At 35.5% G+C, this 15,481-nt stretch carries 18 protein-coding genes and 1 pseudogene; 14 read left to right on the top strand and 5 right to left on the bottom strand.

The window, feature by feature from the left end:
• Nucleotides 1-122: 122 nt before the first annotated feature.
• Nucleotides 123-1,166: an NAD(P)H-dependent flavin oxidoreductase gene (locus tag MKX47_RS11050; protein WP_340774016.1), complete on the bottom strand. Its 1,044-nt coding sequence runs from the start codon at nucleotides 1,164-1,166 to the stop codon at nucleotides 123-125.
• Nucleotides 1,159-2,286: a YbfB/YjiJ family MFS transporter gene (locus MKX47_RS11045; protein WP_340774015.1), complete on the bottom strand. Its 1,128-nt coding sequence runs from the start codon at nucleotides 2,284-2,286 to the stop codon at nucleotides 1,159-1,161. Before MKX47_RS11045 ends, MKX47_RS11050 begins: the two co-directional genes overlap by 8 nt.
• 99 nt (nucleotides 2,287-2,385) lie before the next feature.
• Between MKX47_RS11045 and MKX47_RS11040 the strand changes: the two genes are divergently transcribed.
• The 10 genes and pseudogenes from MKX47_RS11040 to MKX47_RS10995 all read left to right on the top strand — a co-directional run bounded on the left by MKX47_RS11040 (nucleotide 2,386) and on the right by MKX47_RS10995 (nucleotide 10,416).
• Nucleotides 2,386-3,237 (top strand): LysR family transcriptional regulator, encoded by an 852-nt coding sequence (locus MKX47_RS11040; protein WP_340774013.1) that lies wholly within the window; start codon nucleotides 2,386-2,388, stop codon nucleotides 3,235-3,237.
• A 271-nt stretch (nucleotides 3,238-3,508) separates the two neighbouring features.
• Nucleotides 3,509-3,808, top strand: coding sequence for a hypothetical protein (locus MKX47_RS11035; RefSeq protein ID WP_340774011.1), 300 nt, complete (start codon nucleotides 3,509-3,511; stop codon nucleotides 3,806-3,808).
• A 356-nt stretch (nucleotides 3,809-4,164) separates the two neighbouring features.
• Nucleotides 4,165-4,452, top strand: coding sequence for a hypothetical protein (locus MKX47_RS11030; protein ID WP_340774009.1), 288 nt, complete (start codon nucleotides 4,165-4,167; stop codon nucleotides 4,450-4,452).
• Between the two features lie 347 nt (nucleotides 4,453-4,799).
• Nucleotides 4,800-5,192, top strand: coding sequence for a RidA family protein (locus tag MKX47_RS11025; RefSeq protein WP_340774007.1), 393 nt, complete (start codon nucleotides 4,800-4,802; stop codon nucleotides 5,190-5,192).
• 696 nt (nucleotides 5,193-5,888) lie between these two features.
• Nucleotides 5,889-6,419, top strand: a complete 531-nt coding sequence (locus MKX47_RS11020; RefSeq protein WP_340774005.1) for an AAA family ATPase — start codon at nucleotides 5,889-5,891, stop codon at nucleotides 6,417-6,419.
• 354 nt (nucleotides 6,420-6,773) lie between these two features.
• Nucleotides 6,774-7,055 carry a hypothetical protein gene (locus MKX47_RS11015; protein WP_340774003.1) on the top strand — a complete coding sequence of 94 codons (282 nt, stop codon included), beginning with the start codon at nucleotides 6,774-6,776 and terminating at the stop codon, nucleotides 7,053-7,055.
• 930 nt (nucleotides 7,056-7,985) lie between these two features.
• Complete coding sequence (locus tag MKX47_RS11010; RefSeq protein WP_340774002.1) at nucleotides 7,986-8,381, top strand: NUDIX hydrolase; 396 nt, start codon at nucleotides 7,986-7,988, stop codon at nucleotides 8,379-8,381.
• A gap of 51 nt (nucleotides 8,382-8,432) precedes the next feature.
• Nucleotides 8,433-8,693: pseudogene (locus tag MKX47_RS11005) on the top strand (SDR family oxidoreductase); the annotation flags it as partial.
• Nucleotides 8,694-8,978: 285 nt separating this feature from the next.
• Nucleotides 8,979-9,485 carry an RNA polymerase sigma factor gene (locus tag MKX47_RS11000; RefSeq protein WP_340773999.1) on the top strand — a complete coding sequence of 169 codons (507 nt, stop codon included), beginning with the start codon at nucleotides 8,979-8,981 and terminating at the stop codon, nucleotides 9,483-9,485.
• Nucleotides 9,478-10,416 (top strand): anti sigma factor C-terminal domain-containing protein, encoded by a 939-nt coding sequence (locus MKX47_RS10995; RefSeq protein ID WP_340773996.1) that lies wholly within the window; start codon nucleotides 9,478-9,480, stop codon nucleotides 10,414-10,416. The genes MKX47_RS11000 and MKX47_RS10995 overlap by 8 nt, the downstream gene beginning before the upstream one ends.
• 148 nt (nucleotides 10,417-10,564) lie before the next feature.
• Here the strand turns inward: MKX47_RS10995 and MKX47_RS10990 are convergent, their stop codons facing one another.
• Both MKX47_RS10990 and MKX47_RS10985 read right to left on the bottom strand, forming a co-directional pair.
• On the bottom strand, nucleotides 10,565-11,251 hold the full coding sequence (locus tag MKX47_RS10990) for a response regulator transcription factor (protein WP_340773993.1): 687 nt from the start codon (nucleotides 11,249-11,251) through the stop codon (nucleotides 10,565-10,567).
• 219 nt (nucleotides 11,252-11,470) lie between these two features.
• Complete coding sequence (locus MKX47_RS10985) at nucleotides 11,471-11,941, bottom strand: hypothetical protein (protein ID WP_340773990.1); 471 nt, start codon at nucleotides 11,939-11,941, stop codon at nucleotides 11,471-11,473.
• Nucleotides 11,942-12,159: 218 nt separating this feature from the next.
• Between MKX47_RS10985 and MKX47_RS10980 the strand changes: the two genes are divergently transcribed.
• From MKX47_RS10980 to MKX47_RS10965, 4 genes are read left to right on the top strand one after another with little or no spacing between them, the layout of a single operon-like run.
• Nucleotides 12,160-12,954 carry a hypothetical protein gene (locus tag MKX47_RS10980; protein ID WP_340773988.1) on the top strand — a complete coding sequence of 265 codons (795 nt, stop codon included), beginning with the start codon at nucleotides 12,160-12,162 and terminating at the stop codon, nucleotides 12,952-12,954.
• Nucleotides 12,951-13,514: a hypothetical protein gene (locus tag MKX47_RS10975; RefSeq protein ID WP_340773987.1), complete on the top strand. Its 564-nt coding sequence runs from the start codon at nucleotides 12,951-12,953 to the stop codon at nucleotides 13,512-13,514. Before MKX47_RS10980 ends, MKX47_RS10975 begins: the two co-directional genes overlap by 4 nt.
• A 48-nt stretch (nucleotides 13,515-13,562) precedes the next feature.
• Nucleotides 13,563-14,126, top strand: a complete 564-nt coding sequence (locus MKX47_RS10970) for an AAA family ATPase (RefSeq protein ID WP_340773984.1) — start codon at nucleotides 13,563-13,565, stop codon at nucleotides 14,124-14,126.
• Nucleotides 14,104-14,322, top strand: a complete 219-nt coding sequence (locus MKX47_RS10965; protein ID WP_340773982.1) for a DUF4083 family protein — start codon at nucleotides 14,104-14,106, stop codon at nucleotides 14,320-14,322. Before MKX47_RS10970 ends, MKX47_RS10965 begins: the two co-directional genes overlap by 23 nt.
• Before the next feature lie 48 nt (nucleotides 14,323-14,370).
• Here MKX47_RS10965 and MKX47_RS10960 read toward each other — a convergent pair whose 3' ends face one another.
• The gene (locus MKX47_RS10960; RefSeq protein ID WP_340773980.1) at nucleotides 14,371-15,321 is read right to left on the bottom strand and encodes a methyl-accepting chemotaxis protein; all 951 of its coding nucleotides are present in this window, start codon (nucleotides 15,319-15,321) and stop codon (nucleotides 14,371-14,373) included.
• Between the last annotated feature and the right edge of the window lie 160 nt (nucleotides 15,322-15,481).

Genomic DNA, 15,481 nt, shown 5'->3' with positions numbered 1-15,481 from the left:
CATCTGTCTGTTGATAAATGACAACACCAGCAGGATTACAACCGAATCTTTCGTTCGTAAAAGCGTCTATCATATAGTATTTCAATTAGTTGTTCTCCTTTATTATGAAACTTAAAAAATCGTTATTCATAGCTATTGCACCCGAATTTTGATGGTGATTGATATACGCTTAATTCGGTTATGAGCTGCTCCAACACGTCTTTTACCGAGCCTTGCTTTATTTCTTTAAAATGAACACTAGCCCAAAGCGACATCGCCTGTGGATTTTCATTTTTTAACGCTGTTGCTCGAATTGGCTGCGTTAATGTATGGACAGCTGGGTAAATTGCCGGTGCTATGTGCTCATATGTCGATATAAAATCATTTTTCAAGCCACGTGCTAGTCGACCTGTAAAGGCTCGTGTCAGTGTAGTTTCTGAGAATTCATTGGATAAAAGTGCTTGCTTATAAACTTGGTTTGCTCCACTTTCTTCTGTACATAGAAAAGCTGTTCCAAGCTGTACAGCATCCGCTCCTGCACAGAGCGCAAGGTGAATATCCTTCCCATTCATAATGCCACCTGCAGCAATTATCGGAATCGTCACTTCCTTACGAATCGTATGAATTAAATTCATTAACGAAATATAAGACGCTTCGCCTACATTATCAAATGTTGCACGATGTCCGCCAGCTTCCACTCCCTGTAAACAAATCGCATCCGCTCCGTAACTTACTGCAACCTTCGCCTCTAACAAATTTGTCACAGTTACAATGACCTGACTACCAAAGCTTTTTAATTGCTTAATAATTGCTGTTGATGGACAACCGAACGTAAATGAAACGTAAGGTACTTTATATTTCATCACAATTGCTAGCTTTTCTATCCAAAAATCATCATGTGGCTCTTGCAGTGGTAATTTCATGTGAAAGTCTTCCTCTAGTCGCTGCTGATACAGCTCTAGCGTGGCATCTTCGACATCGTTTTGCGGCACAAATATATTCACACCAAATGGTAATGCTGCTGCAGTGCATGTTACAATTTCTTGTTCTAGTGCCTCTGGCGTTTTGTAGCCGGCAGCTAAAAAGCCGAGTCCTCCATTTTTCGATACTGTCAACGCTAAATCAACAGTAGATACACCTCCTGCCATAGGTGCCTGAATAATTGGATATTTGAAATGCTTAAACATGTACGCTCCCCTTCCTTTCCATAATGGAATAAACAACAACGAATAAACTTGCTAATAATACGGCAACACTTGCAACTATAAATGCCACACTAAAATGTGTACGATCTAACAGAAAACCTGCTACAACTGGGCCTATAATTTGTCCTAATGCATATAGTGCAGTTAAAAAGCCGATTGCCGACACATTGATTTGTTTAACGATGGCATTGGTCAACGCCGTAATCCCCATAAAAGTAAAACCAAACAAAAAAGCACTCACTATGAAGCTCCAGTTTGTGATGCTAATTGCGGGTAACACAATGCCTATTGCTTGCAAGAGGAGTGCGAAACTCAAAATCCTCGAATAACCAAATATTTCTGCTAACCATACAAATAACAGACAGGACGGAATAGCTGCAGTGCCTACAATGATCCAAATAAGTGCACTATCGAAATCGATCGTTGATAAGCTTTGGGCAACATTCACAATGAAAGTACCTGTAATAATATAGCCGAGCCCCTCTAAAAAATAGGCAATGTATAGCAAGTACAAAATTGGCGGCGTTTTACCCTTCGTTTTTTTCTGTAAAGGCATAGTAGGAACCACTTGAATCAAATAAAAGCCTAATATCCCTATGACTAAACTTGTAGCCGCTAATAGGATCCAAAGTGTCTTCATATGTAAGTGAGGTGAAAACAACAAAATTAATAGACTTGAGCCGACAATGCCAACCCCGACCCCACTATATAAATACCCAGCAAAATGATGCTTTTGAATCGTTTGAATATACGTCAAAATTATTTGTGTCGTGAAAATGAAAAGCACTGCACTTGTTACACCAGACACCAATCGAGCGAAAACGATTAACCATATTCGATCTGTCATGCCCATGATAAATAATGACAGCGTACTGATTACAATCATCCATATTAGTGTCATTCGCTGATTTTTAAATACTTTAAAAGTACAAAGCAATGAGCCTACTAAATAACCGACATAATTACTTAAAGCAATAAAGCCTGCCATACTGTTTGTTAAATGTAACTCAGCTTGCATCCATGGCAAGAGTGGCGTATACGAAAATCGCCCAATACCCATTGCTACTGCTAATAAACAGATTCCTCCAAAAATCTCCCTCATGTGAATCCCCCTTAACATATCCTAACAATTATTGGATATAAATAAAAATTCAAATAATATATAATAGGTATAAATGAAATCGATAACAAGGGGGTTATTATGGATATTGAAGCATTGAAGGCATTTCGATATATCGTAGAGCTAGGTACAATTTCACAAGCAGCCGAAAAACTAAATTACTCTCAGTCCAATTTAACAACGAAACTGGCAAAGCTTGAAAACGAACTGCAGACGAAATTATTACATCGACATAATCGAGGCTGTGAGGTGACCGATAAAGGAAAGGAATTGTATGAGTATGCACTTCAAATATTGCTGCTAATGGAGAAGGCAGAAAATGCAATGCTAGAAGAACATTTGCCTAAAGGGACGCTGCAAATCGGCTCCATTGAAACGACCGCAGCCATTCATTTACCGAATGTGTTAATGGATTATCACGAAGACTATCCAAAGGTGTCGTTAAATGTGTGCACACAACCTACAGCGATGCTAATTGAGCAAGTACTAAACTATCAGCTAGATGGCGCTTTTATTTCTGGGCCTCTGGAGCATAGTCTACTTAGTAAAAAAATAGTTGTGAATGAGGAACTTGTTTTTATATTTGCACATGGAAAAGAACCAGTATTAGAAAACATAACAATCTTAGTTTTCCGCTCTGGCTGCTCATACCGCTTTCAAATGGAAAAATATTTACGCGAACAGCATATTAAAACATATCAAGTAATGGAAATGGGCTCTCTTGAAGCAATTTTAGGCTGTGTACAGGCAGGGCTTGGCGCAACATTATTGCCAAAATCGGTCTTTGAACGTTATTCACGTTACTTTGATTTACAATATAAAAAAACGTCCGACATGTATAAAGAAATTCCAACCGAATTTATTTACAGAATGGACAACCCATCTGTTGCATTGCGATTTTTTATAGAGAAACTTGAGAATTTAAAAAAGTAAATTCACACTTAGAATTTTAATCTTTTAGGGAGTCCCGTCAGAAAAATGCGGATTTACAACGTTAAGCAAAGAAAGTGTCCAAACATTGCTTTGGGCACTTTACTCCATTTACTTAGTTTTAATTAATATCATGTTAAATTTGGTGTAAATGTAATTTTGAAATGAGGTGTATAAATGCAAAAAAAAATCAAAGTTAATTTTTATCCTACTTGTCATCAGCTTAGTATTAAATTTATATTCTGGAATTAACAGTTATATCAAAAGTACATATATGCCGAACTTAGATGACCAGGACATTTTAGCGGAAATGACAAGCATGGTCATTCAAAGTAAACAATATAAGGAGATTGCTTTAAGAGAAACGGTTTATGCCATTAAACAAGGGGTTAATCGATTTAATGTTGCGAATCCATCGTCTATTTATCATTATGAAATTTATGTAAAAACGGAAAAGCAGACGTATATTTTTAGCTGTACGGATAAAGCTTGTACAGACGTTTCGAATGAAGGTTCGACTTATTCAAGATATAGTGAAGAAGAACCTATATTACCTTTGAAAAAAGCTGACTAATGTATTTCCTATGGTTAAGCTGTGAGAAATCATTTTAAAGAAGACTGTTCGATCCACTTGTTCTGAATGGCGGTAACATATAAATAGAATCCAATGAAAAGTTACCAAAAACGCTTTGGAAATGTTATAAGGATAACTTTTGAAACTTTTATAATTGAATTAAAGTAAATAGAGTAATGACTTATTGTAGGGAGGCGGTTATTGTTTTTGATTATTATTTTTTATTTAGTTTAGGTGTGTTAATAGTTATAGGTAGTGCGATTTTTTTAATTCTTATATATAGAAAGAGAGAAATTAAGTTTTGGTCGACGATTAAAATGCTGAGCGGTTTTTTAATAGGACTCCTAATTTTATGGATGACTGTTCCAAGTTTAAAATATGTAATAACGAAAGACTTCGATGTTGTTAATGGTAAATGCACGATAGAAATATCTTCATCTGGTCGTTCTTCTGATTCGACTTTCAATATGCTTCAAACAGACGAACAATTTAGTTTCAATGAGATTCCTGAACTCGATGCTTATGGCAAATCAATTCCTTATTATTGTGAGGTTACAGTGACCAAAGATCATATGTGGACAGTGGATTATAAAATTTACGATTTAAAGACAGGAAAGCTTTTCGATTCACACACAGGTGAGTAGCTTATACTTTGAAAAAAATAGGAAGAATAAATATACATAGGTAGTTGAAAGAACGTTCCCAAATTAACTTTGGTAACATTTCATTCAGATTCTATTTAATTGTTACCACATACTCTAGTATGGTAAAATTGATTATATTAAAAATATTACCAAATTTGTAATATATAATTTCGCTCACATTATAAAGAAAGGGAGTGTTCATACCATGAAAAAGAAAATACTTGTGCATTTATCTATGGGGTATGGGTACTCGACTGCAGTTTTCTTTTAGAAAAATAGTAATTGGTGGAGTCCGCCTAATTATTTAAAAAGATATGCAGAAAATTTATAAAAAGTGAGGTAATTGAATGAAAGAAATTATTAGAAAAAACCCTACGTTAATGCCAAAACCAGTAGGTGACTACAGTCATATCACTAGAGTGCCTAGAGGGGCAGCATTAATAGTAACATCGGGTCAAATAGGAACAGATATGAAAGGCAATATTCCGGAGAGTTTAAACGACCAAATAACTAATACTTTTGTAAACATGAAAAAGGTTCTTGAATCAGAGGAGTTGTCTCAAAAGAACGTTATTAAGGTTAATATCTGGGCGACTGAAGAGATAGACTGGGATTATTTCGACCTTAAATGGAATGAGTTTTTTGATAATGAGTTCCCCTCAATGACAATTGCATATATATCAGCATTAGGATTACCTGAATTAAAAATAGAAATTGAGCTTTGGTGTGCTAAAAGTTAATGACAAAAAAAGGAACAGTAAAACACTGTTCCTTTTTCATATTCTGCTCTTGTTTCTACTTAAGTTAACCTACGCTGTTTGGATGCTTACCTAATGAGTAGATCTAATACAATCCGATACATTTTTTTGTTAACATAACACTAGTTATTGGCAATTGGATAAAACGTATCAAACCTTCCCAACTCGCTTTGGTAACTTGTTTACTTCAATAAACGAGGCAGAATAGTTGAGTAAATATTGTTATTTTATAGTATATTGGGATTTGTAAAGGGGGGGGAGGACATGTCAAAATATATTAGTATTTTTTTCTTATCTTTAATGATTAGTCTAATTTTCTTTTTTCTATTTGCTAATTTGTTTGACGGTGGTAATCCTGCAGAAACAGCAGTCTATACATTCGGTACAATAATTGTTATACTTCTATCATTTTTAATTTCACTCATGTACTACTTAATAAATTTATTGAAAAGAAAATTTTAACTCTATTTTTTACTAACGGGGGTTCTTTAGTGCAACAAGGATTTATAAGCTATACATTATAAACCTAATAAACGTTACTAAATGAAAGTTAGGGAATCAAAGCCACTCATTCAATTAAATGGGGGCTTTGGCTGCTTATAATCAGTATGTCCCCAAACAACGCTATAGTAGCTTTTCAGTTCAAATTTATATTAAAAAATGCGAGGAGATGGTGAAATGATTATAATGATAAATGGAGCTTTTGGTGTGGGTAAAACCACTATTGCAAATATACTTCAAAACGAAATTAAAAATAGTATGATATATGACCCTGAAGAGATAGGTTATATGTTAAGAAATGTTATTCCAATGGATATAAAAAGAATAGAATCCTCTACAGGGGATTTTCAAGATTTAGATTTATGGAAAGAGTTAACCGTTGATGTGGCAAAACGGTTAATAACAAAATATAAAATTAATCTAATCGTGCCGATGACGATTCGGAAAATAGAATACTTTCATTACATGCACAACGGATTTAAAAGTATTGATGAACAAACCTATCATTTTTGTTTGAGTGCAAGTAAAGAGACAATTTACGATAGGTTAAGACTGCGTGGCGAGGAAGAAGGCAATTGGTGTTTTCAACAAACAGATAAATGCTTGAAAGCCTACAATAAATATGATTTTGGAGATTATATAGATACTGAAAAAGTTGGTATCAATGTTATTGTTCAAGAAATAAAAGAAAAATTAAATCTTTTTTAAACTATGTTATTACTAAATCAATTGGTAATTTGTTTATACATATCAATTACAAATAACGTTCCCAAATCAAAACTTGGGGATACACCATTAAGCTACGAATGTTGTTAAATCAACGTTTCGTGGCTTTTCTTATGAATATTATTTATACGTCTTTTTATACAAGTGGCGCAAACGGTTGATGTAGCATTTTTTTCACTTGTCTAGTTTGTCCCTCACTTTCCATAAAATCATCTATATTTCTTAACGTTGTAAATGCGGGATATACAATGCTGAATTAAAAGATGTAATCAAATGACAGTCCGGGAACCATATAATTACAATTTATGTCTATATTGAAAAGGAGGAGACATTATTATGTGGGTAATTTTAGGCCTTATAGCAATCGTAGCAACTTTTATAAATCTATATTTGTACGGGACAGGCAAAGATTATAAATTGGCAATGGCAATGGGGTTATCGTTTACAGCATTAACACTCTGTGTAGAACAAAGTCTAGTTTCTACTTGGATAAAAAATGAAGATTGGTCCGCTTTAAGCGAAGTACCTAATATGAATAAGGCGTTTTGGTTTCTGACAATGGTTTCTATCTTACTAAATATAGCACCGATACTTTTAGAGTTAAAAAATAAAAAATAATTACTTATTAATCCAGCAAACAGGATTATCTTGTCTTGGTTGCTTTTTAAAATAGGTCACCAAACATCGATTTGACAATATATAAAGGATTTCATTAGCAATTTCTAGAATCAATAATATATCTACTTAAGAGGTTTATAAATATCACCTCATCTTAACGCTGCGAAGTTTGGAAACATATATATTCGTTATGATGTTTGAATGCAAAATAAAAAGCCCTAGTACACCAAGATTCCCAGAAAACCCACATTTAAATCAAATAGATGTTAAATGAATACCTATTTTAGAGTTACAAAATATTGACATGTACGCAAACATCGAACCTTTTATTCAAGAATATACGCAATTTCCTAGAAATATTTATTTTATAGAGGAGCATAAACTAAGTCTAAATGAGGTTTATTGGGTTCAATAGAATTACAATGAAATGTGATCAAACGACGCTTCGGGAAGGTTAGACATCAACTAACGGGGCAGTTTAATTATCCTTGAAAATAGATAATTATAAAAATATATTGTTTAAATTTAGGTGAGGTGGAAATCATGAAAACTAAAACTTTATCAATTGTTTTAATCCTTATTGGCTTAGCCATTGGTGCTTTAGGATACTACCTATTTATAGATGTATTTATTCCAAATATGATGTAATGAATTCCCTTAGATGTAATCTTTATTTTTTGACTGTAGTAAATGCTTCTTGCGGAATATTACATTTCAAAGTAACGGTGTCCTTTTGTGAAATAAGAATTTATAACGTTTACGAAATAAACTTAAATATCATTACCTAATGAAATGACGATTTGAAACTAAATAAAATATAAATAGACTACATTAAAAGGAATCATCTAATTTCTTCTTAAAAGGGAAAAGTGGGTTATTTTAGATAATTGTGAACGATAAATCATTAGACTATGGGTTAGGAGGTTCATTTTGAGAGATAGAGGCTCTGTAGTACTTATAGAAAATAATAAGGTCGCACTAATTAAAAGAGTTAGAGAAGGTTCAATTTATTTTGTCTTTCCTGGTGGTGGGATTAAAAATGGTGAAACGCCTATAATAGCTACAAAAAGAGAGGCTTTTGAAGAATTGGGTGTTAAAGTAAAAGTTAATGAGTGCATTGCAAAAGTTGAATTTAACGGTATACAATACTTTTTCTTAGCTGAAATTATTGATGGTTCTTTTGGGACTGGGCAAGGTGAAGAATATACAGATGAAAACAGAAATAGAGGTACGTATCAGCCGATGTGGGTAGACATAGAAAGACTTTTATTAATAGATGTCAGACCTAAAGAAATTGCAAAGATGATACATTACATACTCAATTAACCTCACTTTAGTTAAATAAATAATTCGGTTAATAATGGTAAAGTATTAGACATGGGAGAGATCATAGTGAGCCAATTAAAGGGGAAAATTGCTATTGTTACAGGTGTAAGCCGTCTGAAAGGGATTGGAGCTGCTATTTGTAAGGAGTTAGCTGATTCAGGTTATCATATATTTTTTACTTATTGGACGGAATATGATAAAAAAATGCCATGGAGCATTGAATTAGATGAACCCGTTACATTAAAAGAAGAATTAATAAAAAAAGGTATTAAGGTATCATATATGGAGTTGGATTTAACTCAACAAGATGCATCTGGATACGCAGAATCTTAATGAATTATTTCAAGAGCACCCCGTGACTTACGATATTAAGGATCAATACTTTTATAAATCGGAAGAAGATAATAGCTACATCCTGGCAATTTCAAATGCGGAGGAACAAAAAATTTTTGTGATGCAATGGATTCAATAATAGTTGGATTAAAAAAGTTACTAACGGAAGCTATCTTCACTAGAAGAGTAGCTTTTTTTATTTTAGTGTAAACTTTTTGTTCCAAATAGACTCTGTATTAATGAAGGCTTTAGAAAGGAGTGCCTATGGATTCGCATCTTTTGTTGGAAATCTACAGAAAGCAAGCAAAGTTGATTTATTATTATTTAAAAAAGAACGGGTGCAGTCATGAAGATGCAGAAGATATTGTTCAAGAAAGCTATACGAAATTCATTGCTTGTAGGAGTGGTGTTCCTTCCGATAAAGCGCTGTCCTATATTTTTACGATTTCCATGAATGAGTTTAAAAAACTGTTAAGGAAACGGGGCAAGGAACAATCCATATCGATTGACAATGCTCACTTTTGGAACAATTTTGCTAATGATCAGGATACGGAACAAATTGTATTAACGAACGAAATGAATCATGAAATCGCACTTGTTTTAGACCGTATTCAAGAAATCTTTAAGCAGCTTTTACTACTAAAATATGAGCTGGAACTTAGTTATAAGGAGATTGCTTTGTTACTGGGTATGAAGGAAGAAACGGTTAGGACTTATTTGTTTCGGGCAAGAAAAGAATTTCAAAAGAAGTGGAGGGAGCTACATGAATGATTTTTCTGATGATCTTTTTGATGAAAAGAAAATCAAGAAAGCCGTAAGAAAAGGAAAATGGAAGACAATCATGACCGTTATTATGATTTCTATCGTAGTATTCGTAGTGTTAAACATAGCAAATACTGCAATATCGGTACATTATAGTCAAAAGGCATTTAAGCAATGGGATGCTTATGTCCGTCTCAGCACGCCAAATGGTTACATAAGTGAAACCGTAGATTCCAAAGGTATTTTGGGTGGAATAAGTAACTATGAAATTTCGAAAGACTTTAAAATTAAACCGGTTGTTATTGAACGAAAACAATACTCATTTGGTCTGAATTCACCTGTTTTAACATCTAGATTCAGAGGTAGTAAAATAGGTAGTACAGGTGATGATTGGCAATTTGGCTATAAAGAAAATGGTTGGCGGGAAATGATGTTTTTCCATCCGAATGTATCTTATCAAAAATATAAGGATGAGGAAGAACTGATTGAGCGTATGCAAGGAGATAAAATTTATGAAGTGGCCCTTTCCTTTGATCAGCCTTACAAACCAAGGGAACTGTTCATGCAGTTTCCCGAAATGACATGGTTTTGGATAGACACTTATAGTAGTGAGCAATTAAATGAGTTTCAACAAAAGGCAAAAGAAAACGATTGGTCTTCAACATTTATACGTGAATATGATGCGCTAGGCTTCTCCATAAACAGGCCTTATATTTCAATCCATGATTTAAAAGGTGAGTATGAAGAGTTTTTAGAATTACTGCCAATGAGTATTTCCTCGGATCACCAGAATGCTTTTTACAAGATGAAAGATGTTAAGTTAGAGGATGTAGAAATATTAGGAGCAGTCGTTTATGGAACAAAGGAAGAATTAGAAGAAATCTTAAACGAGCCAATTATAAAAGCTTCATCATTAGGCGGAGTTATTGAGAATTATTAGGATAAAATAAATTCGATTGCTTTGCTTTATCAAGTATTAAAAAAGCATGCTAATAGAGGGTGAATGGTATTCCTAGGTAGTTGAAATAGCAAAACTAAAAACGAACTTCCGATAAATGGGAGTTCGTTTTTAACATGTTAATAACAACCTATTCATCAGGTATGTATTTATAACCTTCCCCGCGCACCGTAACAATGCGCTTTGGCTGTTTGCGGTCAACTTCAATTTTGGCACGCAGCTTTTTAATATGCGCATCAATCGTACGGTCGAAAATGTCCTTTTCAGTATTTGGATATAATTGCTCGATTAAGGATGCACGGGATATCACCTGATTGGGGTGATCCATGAAAAAATAGAGCAGCATAAATTCATGCTTCGTTAATTTTACAACTTCACCGTTTAATAATACCTCACCTTTGCGCGGCTTCATGCATAGCCCATTATGTATGATTTTTTGGCAAAACAATCCTGTACGGCGCAGCACCGCATGCATATGTGCCAGCAATTCCTCTAGGTGAACGGGCTTGGTCAAATAATCATCTGCACCGATTGTTAAGCCGTTAATTTTATCGGCAACATGATTTTTTTCGGTCACCATAACAATCGACACATCGGCCGTTTGATTGGCACGAATCCATTCACAAAGCATCTCACCCGAACCATTCGGCAAGTTTAGCTCCATGATCACCATGCACGGATAAGTTTGATGAAATACGTCCATCGCTTGTTCCGCAGAGGTCGTCACCATAACCGTAAAATTATTGTCGCATAAAAAAGCCGCCAATGTATCGGTCCATTGTTTATCCGGGTCCACTAATAAAATTTGCTGTTGCATAATAATTCCCTCATTTATTTCATAAGCTTTTGACTAGTCTACCATAATAATTCATCCATTTCCTAGAAGAGTTAATTTTTAGGATATAAGGGGGAGGGGATAGGGAATTAGTCATTTTTACGAAAGATAATGCAAAAAAATGTTAGACCATGTACACGTTTGGTTTAACATTTTCTTTTGTCCTAACCACTTATTTCGGATTTGTATTTTTTCTCTCACCTAACGCTCGATCAACTGCAAAATCTGAATAATCTTCGTTTTATTGGCGTGCCCAATGAGATTGCCGTATTGTCGATCTTTTGCGGCACGCGCCTCAAATTCCGCTAACCAATCTCTTTTGCCTGCTGCATCTGCTGCTGTTTCGTACATCGAGAAGTTTGGTGAGGCTTGGCCATTCGCGGCAGCTTTTATGTCCTGCGTAGCTCTACCGTAATCAAACGTTAATGTCATTAAATCCTTCACCTTGATGGCACCCGCATCATATAATTTGTTGGCGATTTTTTTTACTTCATCAAATGTCGCATTGCGGATGTCATAATCATTCGCTAGTTCGCTATAAATCGTTTCATCTAATTGCGCCTGTTCGATTTTCGTAGTGAGTACCTGTTCAAAAGAAGTCGTTGTCGCTTGCTGGGGTTGCTTTGTTGCCGCGTGTATTGCTTGTTGGTTACTGCCAATTTGCTGAATCAATGGAATCATCCTTTCACTACTATCTAAAAATAGTATCGGTAATATTGGAAATTTGTTTACAATTATTGTGGTAGGTGCAGTGGGAAGGAATGCGAAAAACCAAATTTTGGTATACAATGATTTGTAATTATTTTGAATTTTTGTGAAATAAGAATATAATTTTCACTAAGGGCTTTGTTTAATGCTGAATAATTCCAATTCAGACTGGGGGGAGTAGGGTGAAAAAATTACTGATAATTCTCGCTGTTGTAGGATTGTTTCAAATGGCGAGTATTGTATATTATGAATCAAAAATGCTGAAGAAGCCGATTATCATTGCAAGTGTAGTGAATGGCGATTTAAATCAAATAAATATCTCATATATTACGAATTCGATGCGTCCGAGTGAGCTGCAATCACTTGAAATTGACGGGGTGCAGTATTATCCGAGAAATTTTGATTGGTTTGGGCAGCAACTTTCAATGCAGCCCATTCAAGATCTAAGCTATGCCAAGTATGCGTATTATACGATTGTTGCATCTGTTATTGGGCTACAATCGGAAGAAGTAGCCAATCATTTAGCGGACGCAACAGAGGCCAATGTTACTTTTACAGATGGGCATTCAGAGCAAGTGACACTAACCTATCACAAATCAACGTATTATGATTATCTTGAGTTTATTAGGGGCTCTACTGGTTTAGATGGCACGGATGCACGCTATCGGCTAAGTCAAGCGTTGACGTTAACAGATGTAAGGGTAGTAGACGATCGAGTTGAACTGACAAACTTCCAAATTAATAACAAGGAAGTGCCACTACCTTTAACCAAACCGATTGAATTACAAAGAAAAGATACGATTTATATTGCGACAACAAATGGCATGGCACGCTTTCAAATGGATCAATTTACAATTGAATTGGTCGGCTTAGATCAACATAATCAAGAAGTGGTGTTAACGTACACCGATAGTTTGAATAGTCCTCCAAGTGCGGAGTGGGTAGAGGAAATCGTGAAGGAGCGTGGGGCACGATGAATTTTCACGGACGTATTTTAATTGGCATGGTGTTTCAGTTCGTTGATATTGATTTAAACGGCATCGATATCATTCCGGATGTTATTGGGTTTTTGATTGCGGTTTTTGCATTTTCAAAGGTGCAAGTTCCGTACGCGACAATGGGGATGTATTGCGCGGTGCTGTTGACGGTGAATGCATTTTTCGAAATGTTTCAGCCAAAAGCGCTGGGGCTGTCAATAGTTGAGCCGACCTCGTTATGGATGCAGCTAGTGATGAGTGTAATGGGATTACTTTATATTGTTTTTTTAGCCTGCATTTTCAGCGTGTCAAAAGAACTTGTACAAACCAAAAAATCGATTTTCCCCAAGCTATTTATCGGCATGCATATCCTGACACTGCTCTTTATTTCGGTAGGCATCCATTTGAATGTCAATGATGTGGAAGACTATCTTCTTATTTGGTTCGGCATTTATTTTCTTTTCTATCTCTATTTCTGTGGCTTTTTGTGGCGACGGGAATATATCGAGCTGGAGCTTCAGAAGAAAGACGAACAGCCCGTGCCGAGTGATTTGCTGTAGGCGAGATTGAATTATTATTTAGAAATAGCTATGTAAAGGAGCAGCACGATGTTTTTTATTCAAATGTCTGGTTTTCCTGGTTCGGGGAAATCTACACTCGCATTCGAAATTGCCAAACGAACAGACTGTGTGATTGTCGATCATGACGTTACGAAAACAGCCTTATTGCAGTCGGCTAAGGAAGGGGCAATCGACGAAAGGGCTACTGGAAAAATAGCGTATAACGTTGATTTTGCATTAGTGGATTTTTATTTAGCCCAAGGGAAAAGTGTTATTTTAGATAGTCCCTGTTTATACGAGGAGATTATTGTAAGAGGCACGGAAATTTCTCGCAAATACGGAGCGAATTATAAATATATCGAATGTTATCTTGCTGATTTTTCCGAAATCAATCGTCGTTTGAAAAGTCGTCAAAAGCGATTAAGTCAAATTGCAGAGGTGAAATCAACCGAGGTTTTTCAAGCAACTCTTACCCAAAGTAAAAAACTAGCACCGAACGATTTTCTTTTGGTGAATAGCGGGGAACAGTTACATAATTATATTAATATCGTAATGGAATATGTTCAAAAAGAGGCAGGAGGGGACAATAATGACACAAGTAAATCTCGGTGATATCATTGCTACTTTCGTAGTATTGGCATTGTGGGTCCTGCTATTTATCTCATTTTTTCTCTTTATAAAAAATATGATCAAACGCAGTAGCCAACAGCAAAGAAGCACGCAAAATGTTGAGGAAACACTACAAACTATTCAAAAGCAAAATGAGGAGATTATTGAGCTTTTAAAGAAAATGAATAACCGTTCGTAGCATGAAGGATGGGGGTGTCTCATAAATTCTCAGACACCCCTTTATAATTTATGCTAATGTAAACTTCTTCACCTTATCCACTGCATCTAAAAGCTTGACCGTTACGACATCAGATTCCTCGATATGTTGTGTAAGGATGGTGTTTGTTTCGTCAAAAATTGCGGTAGAGCGCTTGAAATTATTGAGCACGTCCTCATTGGATGTTTTTTGATTAGCAATTAAATTGAGCAATGCTTGGATTTCGCCTTGTACATTGTCAATCATCGAAAGTAACTGCTCGATTTTATCAGACGTTTCAGAGGTTGTCTGCATGCCTTGCTCCACAATCTGCATATTGCGATTGGTATTGTCAGAGACTTTGGCAATTTGGAGCTGCGTGTCCTTTGTCAGGCTCACGATATTCTCCGCACTTTGCTTCGTGCTTTCCGCTAATTTTCGCACCTCTTCTGCCACAACCGCAAAGCCCTTGCCATGCTCCCCAGCGCGTGCAGCCTCAATCGACGCATTTAGCGCTAGCAAGTTTGTTTGGTTTGAAATAGTACTAATGACCGTAACGATATCCTCGATTTCCTTTGAGCGCGTGCTTAATTCGTCCATATTATGCGCATTCTTTTTCGATTCCTGGCCCAATTCATCAATGATCGTTTTGACATCAGCCACCGCCTCTCGACTTTTTTGTGAGACATCGACCATGACTTTCGATACATCGATAAGATTGCTGCCTTTATCGAGCGCATTCAATGAAATGGCATTGGATTGAATCGTACTTTGCTCCACACGGTTAAATTCGGCTAGAATATCCTTCACCATTGCACCCAATGTAATGTGCTGGCTATTGACTTTATCATGCTGCTCAATCGCGCTAATCAGTTCTTTATGTAAGTCGTTCAAAAAAATTTGAAAGGCATGATCCTTTTCGTCCAATTGGGCATTTAAATCATCAATTTTTTGCTTAAATAATGCGATATCCTCTTTTTTTGATGTGAAAATAGAAACCATTGCCGTACCTCCATAAGATGTATTTTCGATGTATCTTTTTAGAAAAAGTATACCACATAATACCTAGTAGAGGCGGAAGTATTGATAAACCATTTATAAATTTTGTGACAAAAAATATACGAACCTATTTTTTAAAAAACGCGCCAATATAGATTGTTTC

The sequence above is a fragment of the Solibacillus sp. FSL R7-0668 genome, assembly GCF_038006205.1.
In the GTDB taxonomy this organism is placed as follows: domain Bacteria; phylum Bacillota; class Bacilli; order Bacillales_A; family Planococcaceae; genus Solibacillus.
The sequence above is the reverse complement of the archived record's forward strand: the minus strand, read 5'-3'. Positions and strand labels throughout refer to the sequence as shown.